This window comes from endosymbiont of Riftia pachyptila (vent Ph05), from assembly GCF_000224455.1.
GTDB classification, from domain to species: domain Bacteria; phylum Pseudomonadota; class Gammaproteobacteria; order Chromatiales; family Chromatiaceae; genus Endoriftia; species Endoriftia persephonae.
The window spans coordinates 1-19,212 of sequence record NZ_AFOC01000043.1 but is presented as its reverse complement, the minus strand read 5'-3'; the positions used below and the strand labels follow the sequence as shown (position 1 = coordinate 19,212).

General features: G+C 60.7%; 19 protein-coding genes and 1 pseudogene. 11 read left to right on the top strand and 9 right to left on the bottom strand.

Annotated features, from left to right (window positions below; all coding sequences use genetic code 11):
* Window positions 1–56 precede the first annotated feature (56 nt).
* From acs to RIFP1SYM_RS08305, 4 genes are all read left to right on the top strand, one after another.
* Window positions 57–2,000, top strand: coding sequence for an acetate--CoA ligase (gene acs / locus RIFP1SYM_RS08320; protein ID WP_039960063.1), 1,944 nt, complete (start codon window positions 57–59; stop codon window positions 1,998–2,000).
* A gap of 204 nt (window positions 2,001–2,204) precedes the next feature.
* The gene (locus RIFP1SYM_RS08315; RefSeq protein WP_005961835.1) at window positions 2,205–2,669 is read left to right on the top strand and encodes a hypothetical protein; all 465 of its coding nucleotides are present in this window, start codon (window positions 2,205–2,207) and stop codon (window positions 2,667–2,669) included.
* Window positions 2,670–2,707: 38 nt separating this feature from the next.
* Entirely contained in the window at window positions 2,708–3,337 is a 630-nt protein-coding gene (locus RIFP1SYM_RS08310) for a class I SAM-dependent methyltransferase (RefSeq protein WP_005961833.1), read from the top strand.
* A gap of 142 nt (window positions 3,338–3,479) precedes the next feature.
* Window positions 3,480–3,836 (top strand): PilZ domain-containing protein, encoded by a 357-nt coding sequence (locus RIFP1SYM_RS08305; protein WP_005961831.1) that lies wholly within the window; start codon window positions 3,480–3,482, stop codon window positions 3,834–3,836.
* Between the two features lie 181 nt (window positions 3,837–4,017).
* On the opposite strand, the gene RIFP1SYM_RS08300 is transcribed toward RIFP1SYM_RS08305, so the two are convergent.
* From RIFP1SYM_RS08300 to RIFP1SYM_RS08285, 4 genes are all read right to left on the bottom strand, one after another.
* Window positions 4,018–4,257 carry an HP1242/YdcH family protein gene (locus RIFP1SYM_RS08300; RefSeq protein WP_005961829.1) on the bottom strand — a complete coding sequence of 80 codons (240 nt, stop codon included), beginning with the start codon at window positions 4,255–4,257 and terminating at the stop codon, window positions 4,018–4,020.
* A 124-nt stretch (window positions 4,258–4,381) separates the two neighbouring features.
* Window positions 4,382–5,836, bottom strand: a complete 1,455-nt coding sequence (locus RIFP1SYM_RS08295) for a sensor histidine kinase (protein WP_005961827.1) — start codon at window positions 5,834–5,836, stop codon at window positions 4,382–4,384.
* Between the two features lie 11 nt (window positions 5,837–5,847).
* A complete protein-coding gene (locus tag RIFP1SYM_RS08290; protein ID WP_005961825.1) occupies window positions 5,848–6,558 on the bottom strand; it encodes a response regulator transcription factor in 711 nt (236 codons plus the stop codon).
* Window positions 6,559–6,652: 94 nt separating this feature from the next.
* The gene (locus tag RIFP1SYM_RS08285) at window positions 6,653–6,961 is read right to left on the bottom strand and encodes a hypothetical protein (protein WP_039960062.1); all 309 of its coding nucleotides are present in this window, start codon (window positions 6,959–6,961) and stop codon (window positions 6,653–6,655) included.
* Between the two features lie 342 nt (window positions 6,962–7,303).
* On the opposite strand from RIFP1SYM_RS08285, the gene RIFP1SYM_RS08280 reads away from it, so the two are divergent.
* From RIFP1SYM_RS08280 to arfB, 5 genes are all read left to right on the top strand, one after another.
* Window positions 7,304–8,872, top strand: a complete 1,569-nt coding sequence (locus RIFP1SYM_RS08280) for an inorganic phosphate transporter (protein ID WP_005961821.1) — start codon at window positions 7,304–7,306, stop codon at window positions 8,870–8,872.
* A gap of 139 nt (window positions 8,873–9,011) precedes the next feature.
* Window positions 9,012–10,985: a monovalent cation:proton antiporter family protein gene (locus RIFP1SYM_RS08275; RefSeq protein WP_005961819.1), complete on the top strand. Its 1,974-nt coding sequence runs from the start codon at window positions 9,012–9,014 to the stop codon at window positions 10,983–10,985.
* A gap of 122 nt (window positions 10,986–11,107) precedes the next feature.
* Window positions 11,108–11,239: a hypothetical protein gene (locus RIFP1SYM_RS18600; protein WP_276123669.1), complete on the top strand. Its 132-nt coding sequence runs from the start codon at window positions 11,108–11,110 to the stop codon at window positions 11,237–11,239.
* Between the two features lie 16 nt (window positions 11,240–11,255).
* The gene (locus RIFP1SYM_RS18030; protein WP_240992063.1) at window positions 11,256–11,414 is read left to right on the top strand and encodes a hypothetical protein; all 159 of its coding nucleotides are present in this window, start codon (window positions 11,256–11,258) and stop codon (window positions 11,412–11,414) included.
* Complete coding sequence (arfB, locus tag RIFP1SYM_RS08270) at window positions 11,414–11,827, top strand: alternative ribosome rescue aminoacyl-tRNA hydrolase ArfB (RefSeq protein ID WP_005961813.1); 414 nt, start codon at window positions 11,414–11,416, stop codon at window positions 11,825–11,827. The genes RIFP1SYM_RS18030 and arfB overlap by 1 nt, the downstream gene beginning before the upstream one ends.
* Before the next feature lie 7 nt (window positions 11,828–11,834).
* Here the strand turns inward: arfB and RIFP1SYM_RS08265 are convergent, their stop codons facing one another.
* Genes RIFP1SYM_RS08265 through RIFP1SYM_RS08255 form a run of 3 tightly spaced genes read right to left on the bottom strand, consistent with a single transcriptional unit; the run spans window position 11,835 to window position 14,915 of the window.
* Window positions 11,835–12,362 carry a ferritin-like domain-containing protein gene (locus tag RIFP1SYM_RS08265; protein ID WP_005961811.1) on the bottom strand — a complete coding sequence of 176 codons (528 nt, stop codon included), beginning with the start codon at window positions 12,360–12,362 and terminating at the stop codon, window positions 11,835–11,837.
* Window positions 12,359–13,183, bottom strand: a complete 825-nt coding sequence (locus RIFP1SYM_RS08260; protein WP_006475064.1) for a 2-oxoacid:ferredoxin oxidoreductase subunit beta — start codon at window positions 13,181–13,183, stop codon at window positions 12,359–12,361. The genes RIFP1SYM_RS08265 and RIFP1SYM_RS08260 overlap by 4 nt, the downstream gene beginning before the upstream one ends.
* A gap of 1 nt (window position 13,184) precedes the next feature.
* Entirely contained in the window at window positions 13,185–14,915 is a 1,731-nt protein-coding gene (locus RIFP1SYM_RS08255) for a 2-oxoacid:acceptor oxidoreductase subunit alpha (protein ID WP_039960060.1), read from the bottom strand.
* A 159-nt stretch (window positions 14,916–15,074) separates the two neighbouring features.
* Between RIFP1SYM_RS08255 and RIFP1SYM_RS18595 the strand changes: the two genes are divergently transcribed.
* Window positions 15,075–16,124: an asparagine synthetase B family protein gene (locus tag RIFP1SYM_RS18595; RefSeq protein WP_039960058.1), complete on the top strand. Its 1,050-nt coding sequence runs from the start codon at window positions 15,075–15,077 to the stop codon at window positions 16,122–16,124.
* On the top strand, window positions 16,043–17,170 hold the full coding sequence (locus RIFP1SYM_RS18590; RefSeq protein WP_276123672.1) for an asparagine synthase-related protein: 1,128 nt from the start codon (window positions 16,043–16,045) through the stop codon (window positions 17,168–17,170). The genes RIFP1SYM_RS18595 and RIFP1SYM_RS18590 overlap by 82 nt, the downstream gene beginning before the upstream one ends.
* Before the next feature lie 37 nt (window positions 17,171–17,207).
* Here the strand turns inward: RIFP1SYM_RS18590 and RIFP1SYM_RS08240 are convergent, their stop codons facing one another.
* Both RIFP1SYM_RS08240 and RIFP1SYM_RS18020 read right to left on the bottom strand, forming a co-directional pair.
* Window positions 17,208–18,488, bottom strand: coding sequence for a cytochrome C (locus RIFP1SYM_RS08240; protein WP_240992062.1), 1,281 nt, complete (start codon window positions 18,486–18,488; stop codon window positions 17,208–17,210).
* A pseudogene (locus RIFP1SYM_RS18020) lies at window positions 18,406–19,212 on the bottom strand (hypothetical protein); the annotation flags it as partial. The gene RIFP1SYM_RS08240 and the pseudogene RIFP1SYM_RS18020, both read right to left, overlap by 83 nt.

Sequence of the window (19,212 nt, the reverse complement as noted above, 5' to 3'; positions counted from 1 at the left end):
CGCTTCGCACTAACAACAGACCATTCAATGGAACGAAACACCAAGAGGTAACCACCATGTCCGACAAGGTTTACGAAGTCCCCGCCGATTTCGCCGCCCAGGCGAACATCACCGATGCCCAGTACCAAGAGATGTACCAACGCTCTATCGATGACCCGGAGGGCTTCTGGGGCGAGCAGGCAACGGAGTACCTGAGCTGGTTCAAGACGTGGGACAAGACCCTGGACTGGAGCTTTGGCGAGGATGACCTGCACATCGAGTGGTTCAAGGGCGGCAAGCTCAACGTCTCCTACAACTGTCTCGACCGCCACCTGGAGAGCCGTGGCGATCAGACCGCGATCCTCTGGGAAGCGGATGATCCTGGGCATGACAAAAAGATCAGCTACCGGGAGCTGCATGCCGACGTCAACAAGTTCGCCAACGTACTCAAATCCCGTGGCGTAAAGAAGGGTGATCGAGTCTCCATCTACATGCCGATGATCCCCGAAGCGGTGGTAGCGATGCTCGCTTGCACCCGCATCGGCGCGGTCCACTCCATCGTCTTCAGCGCCTTCTCCCCCGACGCCCTGAAGGACCGCATCCTCGATTCCGACTGCCAGTGCCTGATCACCGCCGATCAGTCGATCCGCGGCGGCAAGCATCTGCCGCTGAAAAAGAGCGCCGACGCCGCCCTGGCCAACTGTCCCAANGTGCACACCTCCATCGTGGTGCAACATGGCGGCGAAGCGGTGGAATGGACCGAGGGCCGCGATATCTGGTATCACGAGGCGCTGGCCGCGGCCGATCCGGTCTGCGAACCGGAGGAGATGGACGCCGAAGACCCCATGTTCATCCTCTACACCTCCGGCTCCACCGGCAAACCCAAGGGCGTGCTGCACACCACCGGCGGCTACCTGCTGCAAGCGGCGATGACCCACAAGCTGGTGTTCGACTACAAAGACGGCGAGGTCTACTGGTGCACTGCCGACATCGGCTGGGTCACCGGCCACAGCTACATCGTCTACGGCCCGCTGACCAACGGCGCCATCAGCCTGATGTTTGAAGGCATCCCCACCTATCCCGATGTGGGCCGCTTCTGGCAGGTCTGCGACAAGCACAACGTAGCCAGCTTCTACACCGCGCCCACCGCGATCCGCGCCCTGATGGCCGCCGGTGAAGAGCCGGTCAAGGCCACCTCACGCAAATCCCTGCGCCTGCTCGGCACCGTCGGCGAGCCGATCAATCCAGAGGCCTGGGAGTGGTACAACCGGGTAGTGGGCGACAGCCGCTGCCCGATCGTCGACACTTGGTGGCAGACCGAGACCGGCGCCCACATGCTCACCCCGCTGCCTGGCGCCACCGCCCTCAAGCCCGGCTCGGCCACCTTCCCCTTCTTCGGCGTACAGCCGGTGCTACTCGACGACCAGGGCAAGGAGATCGAGGGCAACCCCGCCTCCGGCAACCTCGCCATCAAACACCCCTGGCCGTCACAGATGCGCACTCTCTATGGGGACCACCGCCGCTTCTACGAGACCTACTTCCAGATGTACCCCGGCTACTACTTCACCGGTGACGGCGCCAAGCGCGACGAGGACGGCTACTATTGGATCACCGGCCGTGTCGATGACGTGCTCAACGTCTCCGGCCATCGTCTCGGCACCGCCGAGATCGAATCCGCACTGGTGCTGCATGAGAAGGTCGCCGAGGCCGCCGTGGTCGGTTATCCCCACGAGATCACCGGCCAGGGCATCTACGCCTACGTCACCCTGATGTCCGGCGAAGAGTATGTCGATGAGTTGAAGGATGAGCTGGTGCAGCTAGTGCGCAAGGAGATCGGCCCCATCGCCAAGGTCAACATCATCCAGTGGGCTCCAGGGCTGCCCAAGACCCGCTCCGGCAAGATCATGCGCCGCATCCTGCGCAAGATCGCCGCCAACGAGATCGATGCCTTGGGCGACACCTCGACCCTGGCCGATCCTTCCGTGGTAGATCACCTGATCGAGAACCGGGCCAATCGCTGATCCGGTTTCTGGCCAGCAACTGACTCAGGGGCGGCACTGCCGCCCCTTTTACTCTCCTAAGGCACACCATGAAACTGAAACTCCCCATCCTCTACAAAAAACTACTGATCCTCGCCCTGGTGCTTGGACCGATCTTCTGGCTGGTCTTCACCGAGGATGGTCAGCGCCGCACCGATACCGTGTTGTTGATGCTCTGGGGGGAGGATGAGATCAAGTTCAATCTCAAGGGTCCTGGACGACAATTACACAGAAGCGGAGCTGAAAACCGTCTACCCGGATCTCGACTGGCAGTGCCAAGATCAATCCAGCGACTTTGGTGATCGGCTCTGTGTAACCCGCATCGGCGTCTTCAACGGCATCCCGGCCCGCTATCTGACCCTGTTCTTCCGCGTGGGAAAGGTCAGCGCAGTGAAAATGGTCTACCGGGAGATCTATCACCCGCAACTACTCACGCACCTGCACAGACACCTAGGCAAACCAGCTGAAGAGCGCGCCATCAGCCAGGCGCAGCCGCAACCGGCGAGCCTGATCCACTGGCGTACCGAGCAAGGTGTAGTGGTGGTCAAAAAGCAGCTGCAAAAAGGTGAAGAGGCCGCCCTGCTCTGGCTCTCCGCTGCGCTGGCAACTCAGCACTATCCAACAGCACCAAGCCACGAGCGGGTCAAGTAGTGGGATTTCATCACATATACTGAAAGCAGACCCTACTCATGGAGGCAGGCGCAATGGGCGACCGGAAGCAGCATTGGGAGCAGGTCTACCGCGACAAATCCCCTCTCGAGGTCAGTTGGTACCAGAAAGAACCCAGCCTCTCTCTGGAGCTGATCCGCAACAGCGGCATTCAAAAAGATGATCCCATCATCGATGTGGGGGGTGGTGCCTCGCTGCTGGTCGATCGGCTGCAGCAGACGGGCTACTCACAGCTGTCGGTGCTCGATATCTCCGCCAGGTCACTTGCCTATGCGCAAAGCCGATTGGGAGAGGCGGCCAGGCAGATCGAGTGGCATGAGGTGGATGTGACTGAATTCAGCGCCCCCCACCGCTACGCTCTCTGGCACGACCGAGCAGTATTTCACTTTCTCACCAAGGCAGCCGACCGTGAAAAGTATGTCGAAGTTCTGAACGCATCCCTGCGGCCCAACGGGCATCTGGTGATCGCCGCTTTCGCAATTGGCGGCCCGACCCAGTGCAGCGGCCTGAATATCGTGCAGTATGACGCGGAACGTCTGCTGAATGTGCTGGGTGATGGGTTTCAGCTGCTTGAAGAGCTGTCGGAATCTCATCCCACGCCCGCCGGCAAGCGGCAGGCGTTCTCCTATTTTCATCTGCACCGCTTGTGACTTTCCAACTGCCAGGCAACACCGCTAAGACATCAAAGCCTGAACGCAAACCGTAGCAGAACCGCAACAAAAGATTAATTTTGCTGTAACTCTACCCATCAAGAATGGAAGACGCTAAACACGAGAAAAGGTAGAGCAAAGAATGACCATAGAAAAGCGATACAACCGCCGCATCCCAATCACTTTCGATGTCCAGATCATCCACCGCAATCGCTGCATCACTGCACAGGCCAATGGCACCTCCTCTACCGGCATCTCTCTTCGGGATAAAGCGCTGACCATCCCCACTGGTAGGTTCATCGAGATGAGCTTCAATCTAGGTGCGCACCAATGGCAGGTATTCGGCCTGGTCATCTGGTCCACTCCAGAGCAAATCGGCATCATGTTCCAGTTTCCACAACCCGAGCTATTCGAAACAGTGTTTCAACTCAAGTCGACGCTGGAAAAGATCAGGGAAAACCGACGAGCACCCATTGCCGCTCATAGCCTCCCCTGCTGAAGCCACTTCTGCGGCCTAGTGTCTGAACTGCCGCCAGGAAAGGGCAGGTATTCAGATTCGATGGGGACCGAGCGGACGGCCTCCAAGTGCCTTGCCCTGCAATGTCATCAAGACCAGCCAGCACCGGACTCCGCCAGTTCCCTGGCCAACCTGGATGCATGCGGGCAGCTCAACCCAGCGGTCAGGCGGATCTCAGCCTGGCAAAGATCTCATCCTTCATCTGCGCACGTTGCTTTTTCATCTGTTCAATGTCCAGATCCTCGATCGGCTGGCCGCGCTCTTCGAGCTCCCGAATCTCGTCATCCAGGACGTCATGTTTGTCTACCAACGCAGCAAACTCGGCATCAGCAGCCTTTGCCGCCTCCAGTCTCTCATGAAATTCAGGAAACTCATGGTCGATGTCATGGTGTTCTGAAAGCATGGTTTTTTCCTCTGTTGGGAGTGAGCAGTTCTAGAGTAGCAGCAGCCAAAACGACTGGAATGATCAGGCTCAAGGGAAGCTCATTAGCCTGGCTGAATCACCTGCGGCCAGGTCCACACATAGCTCAAACAGAGGCACTGCCAAGGGTGAAGAGAAAGCAGGCACCGCCATCCGGGCGGTTCTCCGCCGTCAGGCATCCTCCTTGCAGATCCACGATGCGGCGGGCGATAGCCAACCCCAGGCCGGCATGCCCGGTCTGACCAGTTGCAGGGCGACTGCGATAGAAGGGATCGAAGATGTGCGGCAAATCGGCTGCGGCGATGCCGGGGCCACTATCCTCGATCGCCACCGCCACTGAATCTGCGCTCTGCTGAAAGCGGATCCGGATCGTCCCACCCTGCGGAGTGTGGTCAATGGCATTGCTGATCAGGTTATCGAGCAGACGCTCGCTCAGCGCCAGATCGGCCAGCACCAGCGACAGCCCAACCGGTGGTTCCATGCTCAGCTGGATGCCCTTTTCGTCAGCCGACAGGACAAACTTCTGCATCACATCCTGCACCAGTTCCGCCAGTGCCACCGGCTCCAGCTCGGCCCGGGTCTCCCGCGCTTCCAACTGGGCCAGTTCAAACAGCGCCTCTATCATCCGCGTCAACTGCCGACTCTGGCGCAGAGCGATACCGAGATACTCCTGCCGTTCCCCCTCCTGCAAGGTTTCTGCCTTCATCTGCAGGGTCTCCAGGTAACCCTGCAGAGCTGCCAACGGGGTGCGCAAGTCGTGGGAGATTTGCGCCACCAATTCGCGTCGCAGACGGTCCTGCTGTTTCAATTCACCCCACTGATCGATGATGCGATCAGCCATCCCGTCGAAAGTCTGGCCGAGCCGGCCGATCTCGTCGTTCAGCTTGACCGGATCCTCGGCAAATGGCTGGTGACGAGTGAAATCACTGCCCTGAAACTGCTGCATCACCCCGGAGAGCCGCTGCAGGCGACGTGTCAAGCGATGGAACAGCAGCAACCCCGCCAGCAGCCCGAACCCCAGGCTGCCCAGCACCGTCCAAAGGCTAAGGCGAATCAGATAGCTCTCCCGCAAGGTCTGCTCCACCGAGTCGTACTCCTCACCGCGCAACACCACATAGAGGTAGCCCGCCGGCACAGGGGTGACAGAGAAGGCCTTGCGTCGGTCGTGGGAACGGGGGTCGTCCCCCAGCAGCGGGAACCCTTCACCGCGCAGAAAGGCGCGGATCGGCTGCAGATCCACATGCTGCCGCTTCACACGCCCCGGATCAGCGGAGAAGGCGAGGATTTTTCCGGCGCTATCGATCAAGTAGATCTCGATGCTCGGATTGATATCCATGTAGGCACTGAAGGTGGTTTTAAGTGCCTGCCGGTCGAGCTCGCCCGCCGCCACCAGCTTCCGATCGGCAACGATCCGCTGCGCTAGATCGCTATTGAACTGCTGGTTGAGCTGCTGCAGATAGCGCTCTGTCACCACTGAGGTGATCAGGCCGTAGAGCAGGCCTATAACCAGAAAGATCGCCACCAAAGCGGCGGCCAGGCGCGCATAGAGGGTTCGCAACATGCTGCCGGGCCTCAGCCGCTGTCATCAGCGAACTTGTAGCCAACGCCCCAGACGGTCAATACATAGCGGGGCTTGGAGGGCTCACTCTCGATCTTCGCCCGCAACCGGTTGATGTGGGAGTTGACGGTGTGCTCATAGCCCTCGTGATTGTAACCCCAGACCTGATCGAGCAGCTGCACCCGGCTGAAGACCCGCCCCGGCTGACGCGCAAAAAACAGCAGCAGATCAAACTCCCGTGCGGTCAGCTCAACCGCCCGGCCATCGACCTGCACACCCCGCCGCACCACATCGATCTGTAGCCCACCGCAGCGGATCTGTTCCTCGACCGGCGATTCATCCCGTTGCTGGCTAAGCGCATCGACCCGCCGGAACAGCGCCTTGATGCGCGCCAGCAGCTCGGCAATGCTGAAGGGTTTGCTGAGATAGTCATCCGCCCCCATCTCCAGTCCCAGCACCCGATCGAGTTCGCCCGACTTGGCGGTGAGCATCAGGATCGGCAGATAGTCGCCCGACTGGCGCATCTGGCGGCAAAGGCTCAGGCCATCGGTATCGGGCAGCATCAGGTCGAGCACCACCAGCTGATAATCGCCACCATTGAAGCGCTGCATCGCTGTCGCACCGTCCCCGGCAATGTCGGCATCGCAGCCGATATCGTTCAGGTGCGACCGCACCAGCCGGGCGATATCGGGTTCATCTTCAACAATCAAGACTCTGCGACGCATCGGGTCTGCGCTCTGTTGCGATTTTCAGAAGTGATCATAGCAGTTGCCAGGCGACGCCCCCTCCAACCGGAGGGGGTATTGCGGGCCGCTCCTGCTACATTCCGCCCTTCTTCTCTGACATTCCCATGGGGCTCTCCGACATCATCTTCTGCTCCTGCATACCCGACATCGATTTGTCTCCCATCTGATCATGCATGCCTTGCGCCTGCATCGGCGTCTCTCCCATCTTGCCCTGCATGCCCTCTGACTGCATCTGTTTGTGCGCCATCATGCCTTTATCATCCATCATCCTCGTGCCAGAATGGGATATCTGCTCGCTCATTTCCGCGGCAGTGGTCGCTGCCGCCTGCAAAATCAAGGCACAACCGAGGCTCAAAACCACTCTGTTGATAAAAATAGTCATCGTCTTATCTCCTCCAGGAAAAGTCGGTGGGGAACACCCCGCACCACGTTCGGAGGAAATTAAAGCCGATGCAGATCTCGCCTGAGTCACGTAAATTTCACGAAAAGCTCACACTCTCCGGTTTTCGGCAGAGAGGGGGGGACTGGGTTGACAATCCAGGTAGCCACGGCCCTGAGCCGATAAGCGATCAAAACCCCAAATTCTCTTGATCTAAACCGCCCATTTTGAGCAAAAATATGACAAAATTAGCGCACTATTTTTTACGATTCTGCGGCAACATCCCTTTGCCAGCAGCAATCCCAACCTTCCACATCCATCAACACCAGCCACTGTAGTCAAACCATGGAACTGCGAAACATCAATCAGATCGAAAACGCCACCCAGCCCGGTCGCCCTGAACTGTTTCGGCTCGGCACCGCGCTCGTGTTTATCGTCGCTGTGATGCTCTACTCCGGCATCACCACCGGCGATCTGCCCGGCGGCCTCATGCTCATCGCCGCGGCGATGATCGGCGGCTACATGGCGATGAACATCGGCGCCAACGATGTGGCCAACAATGTCGGTCCGGCAGTGGGCTCCCGCGCCCTGACGCTGAGCGGGGCAATCGTCATCGCCGTGATCTTCGAGGGGGCCGGCGCCCTGATTGCCGGTGGCGAGGTGGTCGGTACCATCAAGAAGGGAATCATTGATCCGAGTCAGATCGCCAACACCGACACCTTCATCTGGCTGATGATGGCGGCGCTGCTGGCCGGCGCGATCTGGCTCAACATCGCCACTGCGTTGGGCGCTCCGGTCTCCACCACCCACTCCATCGTCGGCGGGGTACTGGGCGCCGGCATCGCCGCCGGCGGCATGGATATCGCCAACTGGGGAAAGATGGGACAGATCGCCGCCAGTTGGGTGATCTCACCTGTACTCGGCGGCATCATCGCCGCCGCCTTCCTCTACCTGATCAAGCGCACCATCACCTACCAGCAGGATATGCTCAGCGCGGCAAAGCGGATGGTACCGATACTGATTGCCCTGATGGCTTGGGCATTCGCTACCTATCTGGTGCTAAAGGGGCTGAAGAAGGTCTGGAAGGTCGACTTTGTCACCGCCGGCCTGATCGGCACCGCGCTCGCCGCCAGCATCTACGTCTTTGTCCGCCCAATCGTGCAACGGGCTGCAGACAAGCTGCCGATGGAGAAAGCGAGCGTCAACAAACTCTTCACCACTCCACTGATCTTCGCCGCCGCACTGCTCAGCTTCGCCCATGGCGCCAACGACGTGGCCAACGCGGTCGGACCACTGGCAGCGATCAACGAAGCAATCCTTGGTGGAGCCGTCTTGGATAAGGCCGCCATCCCACTCTGGGTGATGATGGTGGGCGCCATCGGTATCGCCGTTGGGCTGATGCTCTACGGCCCCAAACTGATCCGCACCGTCGGCTCCGAGATCACCGAACTGGACCAGATGCGCGCCTTCAGCATCGCCATGGCCGCCTCCATCACCGTAATCATCGCCACCCAGATGGGGCTGCCTGTCTCCTCTACCCACATTGCGGTAGGTGCGGTGTTTGGCGTTGGCTTTCTGCGCGAGTTTCTGAAGAGCAGCTACGCCAAGATGGTGGCGGAGATCGAGGAGCACCACCACGGCAGGGATGAGGCGGAGGTTACCAAGTTCCTGCAGGCTTTCAAGAAGGCATCGGTTCCCACTAAGGGACGAATGCTACAGCAGCTGAAGGAGCATTCGGCCAAGGCAGATCTCTCGAAAAAGGAACGCAAAAGCCTGAAGCGGGTCTACAAGACTGAGCTGGTGAAGCGCTCTAATCTGCTGAAGATCGTTGCCGCCTGGCTGATCACCGTGCCAGTCTCCGGCATCATGGCAGCAATGATCTTCTTCACCCTGCGCGGCATGCTGATGCCCTGATTCTCCCCCTCCGTGCCATCAGGCCAACCACATGGCCTGGTGGCATGAAACTTCCCGCCCTGCTTTATCCCCATCACAGGTACGCCCTATTTTTCCTCGCACTAGGTTATGATTCCCCCTCCATAGTTGAGGGACCCGCATGGATCACAGCCCACTGAATGATGTCCTGGTGCTGCTCGCCTGCTCGGTGGGGGCGGTCGCCATCTTCCGCCGTTTTCATCTGCCGCCGATCCTCGGCTATTTAATGGTCGGGGTGCTCACCGGCAGCCACGCCCTCGGCTGGGTACCGGATGGCGAGGCGATCCATCTGCTGGCCGAGGTGGGAGTGGTGTTCCTGCTCTTCATGATCGGCCTGGAGATCTCCATCCCGCATCTGCTGGCGATGAAGAGCACAGTGCTGGGGCTGGGCAGCGCCCAAGTTCTGATCACCCTTGGCCTTGCCGGGGGCATCGCCTGGTATCTGGGGGTGGAGTGGCAGGGGGCGCTAATCCTCGGCGGCATCGTCGCCCTCTCCTCCACTGCAATCGCCACCAAGCAGCTGATCGAACAGCTGGAGATGCAATCACGCCATGGCCGCATCGCGCTCGGCATCCTGCTATTTCAGGATCTGGCGGTAGTGCCCTTCCTGGTGCTGATCCCGATCCTCGCCGATCCCGGCGGCGGCTCCATGCTGCAACCGATGCTATGGGCCCTGGCCAAGGCGGCATTCGCCTTCGCCCTGATGTTCGCGCTCGGCCACTGGGCGCTGAGGCCGCTGTTTCATATGGTGGCTGGGGCCCACTCCATCGAGCTGTTCACCCTGACCATCCTGTTGGTCTCCCTGGCTGCCGCAGCACTCACCTACCAGCTCGGGCTGTCCCTGGCGCTGGGGGCCTTCCTTGCCGGGATGATGCTGGGCGAGACCGAGTACCGACATCAGGTCGAGGCCGAGGTGCGCCCCTTCCGTGACGTACTGATGGGACTCTTCTTCATCTCAGTGGGCACCCAGCTCGATCTGATGGTGCTGCCGGAGATCTGGCACTGGGTGGTGCTGATCACCCTTGGTTTGATCCTCGGCAAGGCAGCCATCGTGATCGCCATCACGCACTTTGGCGGCCACGAGTTCGGCGTCGCCCTGCGCAGCGGCCTGGTGCTCGCCCAGGGTGGTGAATTTGGCTTCGCCCTCATCACCCTTGGCATCGCCCAGGGGCTGTTCAGCAGCGAGGTCACCCAGCCCGTGCTGGCCGCCATCGTCCTCAGCATGATCCTGGCGCCGCTGATCATCCGCCACAACGGCACCTTCGCCAAACAGGTCTGCGCCAACTACCTGGGGCGGCGGATGGCGCAGGCACAGAACCTCTCCCAGGCGAGCGACGAGCTCTCCGGCCATGTGATCGTCTGCGGCTTCGGCCGCATCGGCCAGAATCTGGCCAGCTTCCTCAAAGAGGAGGGCTTCGACTATGTCGCGCTGGACCTCGACCCGGTACTGATCCGCGAGGCCTGGGAGGCAGGTGAACAGGTCTTCTACGGCGACAGCCGTAACGCCGAGATCCTGCACAGCGCCGGTATCGAGCGGGCGCGGGCGCTGGTGGTGACCTTCCACGACCACCACCTCAGTGAACAGATCATCCATACCGCCCGCAAGGTCTCAGCCGAGATCATGATCGTCGCCCGCACCCACGACGACCACCACCTGGAAGATCTGGAGCAGGCGGGTGCCAACGACGTGGTGCCCGAGTCGATCGAGGCCAGCATGATGCTCGCTGCCCACACCCTGCGCCATCTCGACGTGGATAAGGGCGAAATCGACGAGCTGATCGAAAAGGCCCGCGCCGACCACTACAGCCGACTGCGCGGCTACTTCCACGGCGAATCCTTCGAAGACCAGGTCGAGGAGGAGGACCACTTCCACCGCCACAGCCTGGTGCTGACCGAGCAGTGCCGGGCGGTGGGCAGACGCATCGGCGAACTGGGGCTGGCGTCCCATGATATCGAGGTGATCGGCCTGCGCCGCCACGGTATTCACGGCGAAACGCCAGACCCTGAGATCATCCTGCAGGCCAACGACACCCTGATCATCCAGGGACCGCCGAAAAAGCTGGAGCATGCTGAGGAGATTTTGGTGCGCGGTTGATGCGTTCACAGTCTCATTGCCACCCGCCAGAACCAGCAGTTGCAGGCATTGGAACTCAATAGCGCCTCAGCTACCATCTCTTAGTTCTTGGAATGATGCGCAAAATGTCAGGAGAAACGATCATGCTTTTTGAGGCGTTGATCTGGTCCATTCCGGCCGGGCTGATCCATTTTGCGGTCATGGGGGCGCTCTACGGCAATCCTTTTATCGACACTCTGGCCGATCTCTGGCTGAGAGAACTAATTCCAAGTTGATGGCCTCCAGGCGGCCTTGATACTAGGCCTGCTTTTCGGCGCACTGCGGGTCTATCCACGCTTTTGGAATATGTGGATCCAGTCCACCTATCCGATGCAGCTGCTGCGGATTGAGTTTGTGAATGGCCTGATCGGCACGCTGGTGATCACGATCAGCCTGGAACTGCTCCTCTAATGCTGCGCATATCAAACCAGGTCACAATCCCCCTGGAGGAGATCGAACTGAGCGCGATCCGCGCCCAGGGAGCCGGCGGGCAGAACGTCAACAAAGTCTCCAGTGCAGTGCATCTGCGTTTCGATATCGCCCAGTCGTCCCTGCCTGACTTCTACAAACAGCGGCTGCTGACGCTACGCGACCGGCGCATCAGCAGCGAGGGGATCATCGTCATCAAGGCACAGCGTTTTCGCACCCGGGAGAAGAACCGGACCGATGCGCTGGAGCGGCTACGCGAGCTGATCTGCAGCGTGGCGGTGGTACGTAAGAAGCGTATCGCAACCAAGCCGAGCAAAGGCGCCCGGCAGCGGCGTCTCGATGAGAAGTCAAAACGGGGCAAGCAGAAGTCGTTGCGGCGCAAGGTGGAGCATTGACCCCACCCTACTCCGGGCTGTTTGGCGGATCGAGATCCTCCAGCGGGGTCTCCACCTCCACCTCCACCTCCTGCAGCCACTCCTCCAGCATCTTGACATGCAAAGCCTCCTCCTCAACCATCTCCTGGGCCTGCCAGCGCACGTTGACATCCGGCGAGGTCTCGGCCACCTGCAAGTAGAAATCCCGCCCACGGATCTCGTTAAACAGGGCGATCTGCAGCGCCTGGGCAGTGTTCATCAGGTAGTGGGCCTCCTCCATGCAGGAGGATTCGGGGCTACCTGGGCAGGTCCACTTGAACTCCCAAGGGGAGATCTCCGGCAACTCTAGCCCTTCTGCCCGCACCCGGACCTGGTTTGCGTGCTCCTGACTGAAACCCGCCATGCGCCGGAATAGCTCCGCCACCTGCGGATTGTTATGGATCTCCATGCTGTCGGCCAGCTCTTCATAGTGCTCCACCGAGGCCTCTTCCAGCTCCAGCGCATGGGCCAGGAACTCCACCAGCGACTCGATGATCCGGGATTGATCACTGCTCATACTAGAAATTCCTCTTCGAGTCGGGCCAGCGCGCTCATCACCTGATTTTCCAACTGCCAGACTGGCAGCTCACCCTTGTAGATCAACCCGGTGGAGCGGCCATCATCGGCCTGGATAATCCGTGCCGCCTCCACCGGATCATCCACCGGCACCCCATCAAAGGGATGGACCTGCTGCTTCCACTCACGCTGCTCAGGGCGGAAAGTGACACAGCTGCTCAACACCTGCACAAAGGCGAAGCCCCGATGCTGGATCGCCTCCACGAACAACCGCGTCAGCTCGGCCGGATCGCCAGAGTAGCCACGGGCGATAAACCCCGCTCCTGCCGCCAGGGCGATCGCCGCTGGCTGAAAGCTAGGGATGCCGGTGCCGTGGGGGGTCATCTTGCTAGAGAGCCAGTCGGGCCGGGTGGTGGGCGAAGCTTGCCCCTTGGTCATGCCATAGACCTCGTTGTCCATCACGATGTAGGTGATGTCCATATTGCGCCGGCAGGCGTGCAGGAAATGATTGCCGCCGATCGAGAAGCCATCGCCATCACCGCCAGCGGCGATCACCGTCAGATCGGGGCGCGCCGCCTTGAGGCCAGAGGCGAGCGCCAGCGCGCGGCCATGTACGCCGTGAAAACCGTAGCTGTCGAGATAGGCGGGCAGGCGAGAGGAGCAGCCGATACCGGAGACCAGCGCCACCTGATGTTTCGGCAACCGCAGATGGGCCAGTGCCCGGGTCAGCGCAGCCAGCACCGCGAAGTCGCCACAGCCCGGACACCAGACCGGCTTGATCGCCGATTTGTAGTCTTTCGCCTTGAGTGCAGGCACGCTCATCTCAGCCTCCCGATCCACCGATCTCATCCAGTGCGCGCAGGATCCGTCCTGGCCGCAACGGCAAGGGCCCAGGCTGGGCCAGCGAGTGGGCAGAGTCCGGCAACGCCCCCTCGGCCCGCAGATAATGATAGAGCTGGCCGGAGTGGTTCTGCTCCACCACCAGAATCTGCTCCACCCCCTTTAGGGCCTGATGCAACGCGGCACTCTGCAGCGGCATCAGCAGGCGCAGTGCGATCACCCGCAGCACCTCCCCCTGCTCCTCCAGCCGCCGCACCGTATCTAACACCGCCCCGTTGCTTGAGCCCCAGGTGATGATGCAGCGTGGCCCGCTGCCGCGGATCTCCGCCCAGGCTTCGCCAAAGTCGAACTCCGCCAGCTTCTGCGCACGCTTGGCGAGCTGTTCGCGATGATCCACCGCCATGCTGGAGGGGGTTCCCTGGCGGTTGTGCTCCAGGCCATCGGCGGTATACATGCCGTCCGGGGTGCCCGGCAGGGTCATCGGTGAGATACCCGTCTCGCTAACCTGATAACGCAGATAATCATCCGCCGGCCGCGTCTCCACGCGTCGGCTCAACCCTAGCTCAACTGCCGCTGGCGGCGATACCACCGCCCGTGACTGCCCGAGGGATTGGTCGGCAAGCACCAGGGATACGGTCTGTAGATGCTCCGCCAGCTGTACCGCCCACTGGGTGGTGAAGACGCAGTCCACGATCGACAGGGGCGCCAGCACCAGATGGGGCGCATCCCCATGCATCCCGTAGAGGGCGATATTCAGATCGGACTGCTCCGACTTGGTGGGGATGCCGGTGGAGGGCCCACCGCGCATCACATCGACCACAGTCACCGGGGTCTCACTCATCACCGCCAGCCCCAATCCCTCCATCATCAAGCTCAGCCCCGGCCCCGAGGTGGCGGTAAGCGACGCCACCCCGCCAAAGGAGGCGCCGATGATCATGTTCACTGAGGCCAGCTCATCCTCCGCCTGCAGCAGCGAGCCGCCAAGCTGTTCCAGCCGTGGCGCCAGCCACTCCAGCATCTCGCTGGCCGGGGTGATCGGGTAAGCTGCGACAAAGCGCACCCCACCACGCAGCGCTCCCAGCGCACAGGCCTGGTTGCCGCTGAGGTTCCAGCGCTCTTCTTGAGGCTCTTCTGAAGGCGGTGAAAAACGCGCCTGCAACGGCTGAGCATAACCGAATTCGAGAGCCGCCAGCGCTCCCGCCACCACCCGCTCCCCCTTGGGACCGAGGATGCGATTCAGCGCCTGCTGAAGAGAGGCAAGCGAGAGGCCGACGACCCGCCCTGCGGCCCCCAGAGCCACCATATTGATGCGCCCTCCTTCGAGGCTGGCGGCGAGCTGCTTAAACGCCACAGGCTGGAATTGCGCACCGTTGCCACGCAGCTGCAACGGCACCTCACCAACCGCCGGATCAGCCAGAATCAGGCTCTGCTCAGTAAGCGGGATCTCATCGGCAAAACGCTCAGCATTCCTCCAGTCGAGGGCCAGCAGCAGGTCAAATCTATCCCCCATGCAATCAACCGCCGAGGGGGAAAAGCGCACCATCGCCGCCGACTCACCACCACGGATCTGCGGTCCTGCCGAACGCATCATCACTCCCTGCAGACCGGCCAGCGCCGCCGCTTCCAGCAGGATGCGCCCGGTCGTGACAGCACCGCTGCCACCGGAGCCGGTGATGGCGATCGAGAAACTCCGAGTTCTGTTGCTGGCATTCATCCTATCGGTCCAATCTATCGTCCTCTCCTGCATTCAATGATAGGCGAGCCAGCAAGCGGATCCTTGGGCTAGATCAACTGCGGCTGACCAAGGTAACGGGATCGGTTTATGATGGGCGCCCGCTTTCAACCGAGCAGCAGAGAAGGAATCGGTGTTGTTATGTGTGGTTTCTCAGGCATTCTGTTTCACAGCGAGTCGATCAGAGATCGCTTCCCGCCAGCGCTCAATGGCTTTCGCCAGGCTGCCCGGCGCATCGCACACCGCGGCAATACCGAACACCGGGAACAACTGAGTGAACGCTTCTGGCTGAGCCACTACCGGCTGGCGTTCCAGGATATCAGCGCCGGCCAGCAGCCGATGCCAAGCCACGACAGGGAACATCTGATCCTCTTCAATGGCGAAGTCTACAATCACCTGCAGTTGCGCGACGCGATCGTGCGCCAGAGCGGCATCCGCTTCAAGACCCGTAGCGATACCGAAACCCTGATTGAGGGCTGGAAGGCCTTCGGCGAGGTGTTTTTCGAGCAACTCGAGGGCGAGTACGCGTTTGTGATCCTGGCCCGCAACGGCAGCGGCTTTATCGCCCACCGCGACCGTTTCGGCGTCAAACCGCTGTTTCTGCACGCCGACGGCATCGACAGCCGCACCTTCGCGAGCTTCTCCCCAGAGTACAGCTTCAGCAGCGGAATCCTGGAGTTCGCCAGCGAGATCAAGGGCATTACCTCTCCAAAACGCTGGAACCGGGATGGGCTACTGCGCCAGTTCGTCGGCCTGTTCGAGCCGATCTGCACCCCCTTTGAGCAACTGATCCAGATCCCTCCTGGCGCCATCCTGCGAGCACGGCGCAATGGCGAGGCTTTCAACTGTACGCTACGCACCGCCACCACACCGATCCGCCAATCCGTCCGCGGCAGTCGACTGGCCTGCGAGGATGAGTTCGAGCAGGCCTTCAGCCAGTCGGTGCAGGAGCGGCTGCTGAGCGATGTGGAGTTGGGGGTCTACCTCAGCGGCGGGGTCGACTCCAAGGCGGTCGCCTTCGAGCTGGGCCGGCTCACCGGGCGCGAGCAGCCGATGAAAACTTCACCGTCGGTTTCAAACAGGCCGGTTACGATGAATCAGAAGAGGCGCTGCGTTTTGCCCGTCATCTCGGGTTCAATCCCCACCTGGTACGGATCGACGGCACAGCGCTCGACTACGCCTATCCACTAGCGGTGCAGAACAGCGAGCTGGTGCAACCCTTCACCAACGGCGCCGCCAAATGGTGGCTGAGCCGCTTCACTCGCCAGTATGTACACGGTGTACTCACCGGTGACGGTGCCGACGAGCTGCTCTGCGGCTACCCCAGTTACCGCTACGCCAACTGGTGGCGATTTGTGATGCGCGGCCGCGGGCAGGCCGAGACCCGCGGCGAGATTCTGCAGCTGCTGGAGAGAATACCCCTCGGCACACGGGGACGGGACCAACTCTACAACGGGCGTTTCGCCGCCCACAGCAAGAACCCCTGGCTGGCTGGATCGAGTGCGGCCGGCAGCGGCCAAGACTTTGTCGACAGCATCCGCCTGCTCGGCGTGCCCCATCCGCTGTTCGGCCAGATCCAGGCGATCACCCAGGCGCTGCTCGGGGATGAGGCGGAGAGCTGGCTGGCTAGCCAAGCCAGCTCGATCCAGAGCTGGTTTGGCGCCGGACTGGCGATCAACGACGCCCTCTGTGCCCCCGACAACGCCCTGCTGGTGTGGCAGAACTACTTCGCAAAGACTCATCTGCCGGTGCTGATTCTCAACTGGGTCGGCGACCGGATGGAGATGGCCAATACCTTGGAAGGCCGCACACCATTTCTCTCCGGGCACATGCGCCGACTGATCCACGCCCTGCCCGATCACGCCTTGGTCAGCGGTCTGCGCGACAAGGTGCTGTTACGCCGCAGCTACGCGCGTCGGTTTCCGCCGGAGTTTGCCCAGACGCCGAAAAAGCAATTCAACGCTCCCTTCCTTGACTCGGCGCAGTTGATCAAGCGATTCAACAGCGACCGGGTTTTCGAGCTGTGCGGCCTGACGGAGGGGCTCCGACTCCAGGGGCTGCTGGACCAGGCCAAGGCAGTTGAGACGCAGGATCCGTTCCTGGCGACGCACCTTCGCTCGGCTCACCAGACCGCGATCTGTCTCAGTATCGTTCATCAGAGTATCGTTAAGGGTGAGCAGATCGAGCAGGATCCTGAATTCGAGCAGCATTACCTTGCGCAGGGTGGTCCTGTATGACGGCCGGTTTTTCGCTAGCCGCGCTTCATCGAACTGTTCAATCCTCATTCTCATCCTCCGGTAGTTCGTGGCAGAGGTTACAGCCGATCGGCTCACCCCGAGCGATATCAACTATCTCATTATCTTCTATCTCATAGTGACGAGCTGCAGCAGCCGCGGAGAGCACAGTTCCCAACAGATCGGCACCATGACAGCTGCGACAGGCGTCAGGGTCATCCTTGAAGAACTCCTTGTGCTCATGGTCGGTCCAGCGCATGTCACCCCGGTTGTGCATGCCATGCGGACCGCCTAGTGTCATCGGCAGACTGCCCGGTTCATGGCAAGTCTCGCATTCGATGATGGTGCCGCTGTGGCCCTGCAACTGGGTGGCAGTCACATTGTCGTTGGCATTCGGCATCGGGTTGGGAAAGATCGCATGGGTGCTACCGTGGCAGCCCTCGCACATCACTCCACCGTGGCCCGTACTCAGGCGATAGAGAGGCTGGTTCTCGGTGAAGCGTGAAGCGGGCGAACGGATCGGCTCTGCAGTGATGTCGTCGCTGCGGTAGGCCTGCAACAGACGAATCCCATCTGGCGCCACGATCAGCCCCTCACCCTCATGGTTCGGATTGAGCGCATCACCGGTATGGCAGGAACCACAGCCCGGTTCGCTGCCCCAGGGCACCCGCTTGCTCAAGTCGGCTCCCTCCGGATAGGGGGTATGCGGGAGGTTTTCGGTGAAGTCATCGCCCACCTGAACCATGCTGCCGTGACAATCCTGGCAGACCACCCCGCCAGCCGCCATGGCACCGCGCAGACACTGGGTGTTCTTACCCGGGTGACACTGGTAACAGGTCGCCTGTAATACATCAGCGGCCTCATCCAGGGTGCGCTCACCCGGCAACGGCATCTGCGGAAAGAGTGGCTCATCAGCAAACATCAGCTCACCGTGATGCTGATGCATCGCCCGCGACATCGAAACATGGCTGGTCTGCTGACGACCGCCAGACTCCGGATCATCATCCACCGGCCCCTGCTGTGCCAGATCGAGAGCCGGCGAGTAGTGGCACTGGGAACACTGCACCGGCCGTTGATTATCGAGATCGGTGCCATGTTTGGTGTCGTGCAGCCGCAGGATGTTGATCTTGGCAGCGTTGTTGTGCTTCTCCGGCCCGGGGATCTCACCATCATTGAGTGCCTGACTCACATAGTCGAAGGAGACCGATGCAAAGTCGGCAGCAACACCACTATAGCCATCATCGGTGGTGCCATGGCAGTTGACGCAATCCGCCTCGGAAGCCACCGGCACCACGATATCGGTGCTGGCGAAGATCCTCACCTGTTGCCTTGTCGACGGCGGTGATTGTCATCAGCGGATAGGCGTTAGAACGTCCCTGATCATCGATCGGTAGGAGCGGAATGCCATCTGCGGCAAACCAGTTCACGCCTTCGATGGTGGTGCCAAACGGCAGCGCGGCAAAGAAGGGCAGATCCCGATCAAAGCGCTTGAACGCCTGCGGCTGATTCGCATTGTAGGGATCAGAGATGCCTGGCATCGCCTGTTGATGCACCACCAGGTTGCCCAGCGCCAGCTCCATCAGATCCGGCACCGGCAACCCCAGATCGGGCGGCAGATGCTCAAAACCCGAGAGGATGCTAAGGCCATTATCAAACGGATAGAGTGTCCCATAACCCCCATAGGCCAGCGTATTGGCGTCCTGAATCTCCCAGAAGTTGCTCTTATAGACCTCACCGTTCTGGCTGGTGGTATTTATCGAACCCGCACCCACCGGATCGTTGGCACTGCTGGTCGCCACATAGGTCAGCTCGAGCTGGGTATCGTCGAGGATCTCCGGCGGCTGCCCCTCCACCCCCTTCTTGACCACCTGGGCATGAACCACATTGAATGGCGGCAGAATGCTGAACACCTGGTAATCGAGATCAGCGCAGTGCATGCCAAGATCGTTGGCAGAGATAACAACCAGATCACCATCGATCGGCTGACCTCCGCCACCACCACCGCCCACGGAACCATCACCAGTAGTGAGCAGCAGGTCGTCAAA

What these genes read in the sequence shown, in the direction of transcription:
- RIFP1SYM_RS08285 (WP_039960062.1), bottom strand. Translation starts at nt 6,961, where the DNA reads ATGACTATTTTTATCAACAGAGTGGTTTTGAGCCTCGGTTGTGCCTTG.
- RIFP1SYM_RS08315 (WP_005961835.1), top strand. Translation starts at nt 2,205, where the DNA reads ATGAGATCAAGTTCAATCTCAAGGGTCCTGGACGACAATTACACAGAA.
- RIFP1SYM_RS08300 (WP_005961829.1), bottom strand. Translation starts at nt 4,257, where the DNA reads ATGCTTTCAGAACACCATGACATCGACCATGAGTTTCCTGAATTTCAT.
- RIFP1SYM_RS08295 (WP_005961827.1), bottom strand. Translation starts at nt 5,836, where the DNA reads ATGTTGCGAACCCTCTATGCGCGCCTGGCCGCCGCTTTGGTGGCGATC.
- RIFP1SYM_RS08280 (WP_005961821.1), top strand. Translation starts at nt 7,304, where the DNA reads ATGGAACTGCGAAACATCAATCAGATCGAAAACGCCACCCAGCCCGGT.
- arfB (WP_005961813.1), top strand. Translation starts at nt 11,414, where the DNA reads ATGCTGCGCATATCAAACCAGGTCACAATCCCCCTGGAGGAGATCGAA.
- RIFP1SYM_RS08290 (WP_005961825.1), bottom strand. Translation starts at nt 6,558, where the DNA reads ATGCGTCGCAGAGTCTTGATTGTTGAAGATGAACCCGATATCGCCCGG.
- RIFP1SYM_RS08305 (WP_005961831.1), top strand. Translation starts at nt 3,480, where the DNA reads ATGACCATAGAAAAGCGATACAACCGCCGCATCCCAATCACTTTCGAT.
- RIFP1SYM_RS08275 (WP_005961819.1), top strand. Translation starts at nt 9,012, where the DNA reads ATGGATCACAGCCCACTGAATGATGTCCTGGTGCTGCTCGCCTGCTCG.
- RIFP1SYM_RS18595 (WP_039960058.1), top strand. Translation starts at nt 15,075, where the DNA reads ATGTGTGGTTTCTCAGGCATTCTGTTTCACAGCGAGTCGATCAGAGAT.
- RIFP1SYM_RS08255 (WP_039960060.1), bottom strand. Translation starts at nt 14,915, where the DNA reads ATGAATGCCAGCAACAGAACTCGGAGTTTCTCGATCGCCATCACCGGC.
- RIFP1SYM_RS08265 (WP_005961811.1), bottom strand. Translation starts at nt 12,362, where the DNA reads ATGAGCAGTGATCAATCCCGGATCATCGAGTCGCTGGTGGAGTTCCTG.
- RIFP1SYM_RS18600 (WP_276123669.1), top strand. Translation starts at nt 11,108, where the DNA reads ATGCTTTTTGAGGCGTTGATCTGGTCCATTCCGGCCGGGCTGATCCAT.
- RIFP1SYM_RS08260 (WP_006475064.1), bottom strand. Translation starts at nt 13,183, where the DNA reads ATGAGCGTGCCTGCACTCAAGGCGAAAGACTACAAATCGGCGATCAAG.
- RIFP1SYM_RS08310 (WP_005961833.1), top strand. Translation starts at nt 2,708, where the DNA reads ATGGAGGCAGGCGCAATGGGCGACCGGAAGCAGCATTGGGAGCAGGTC.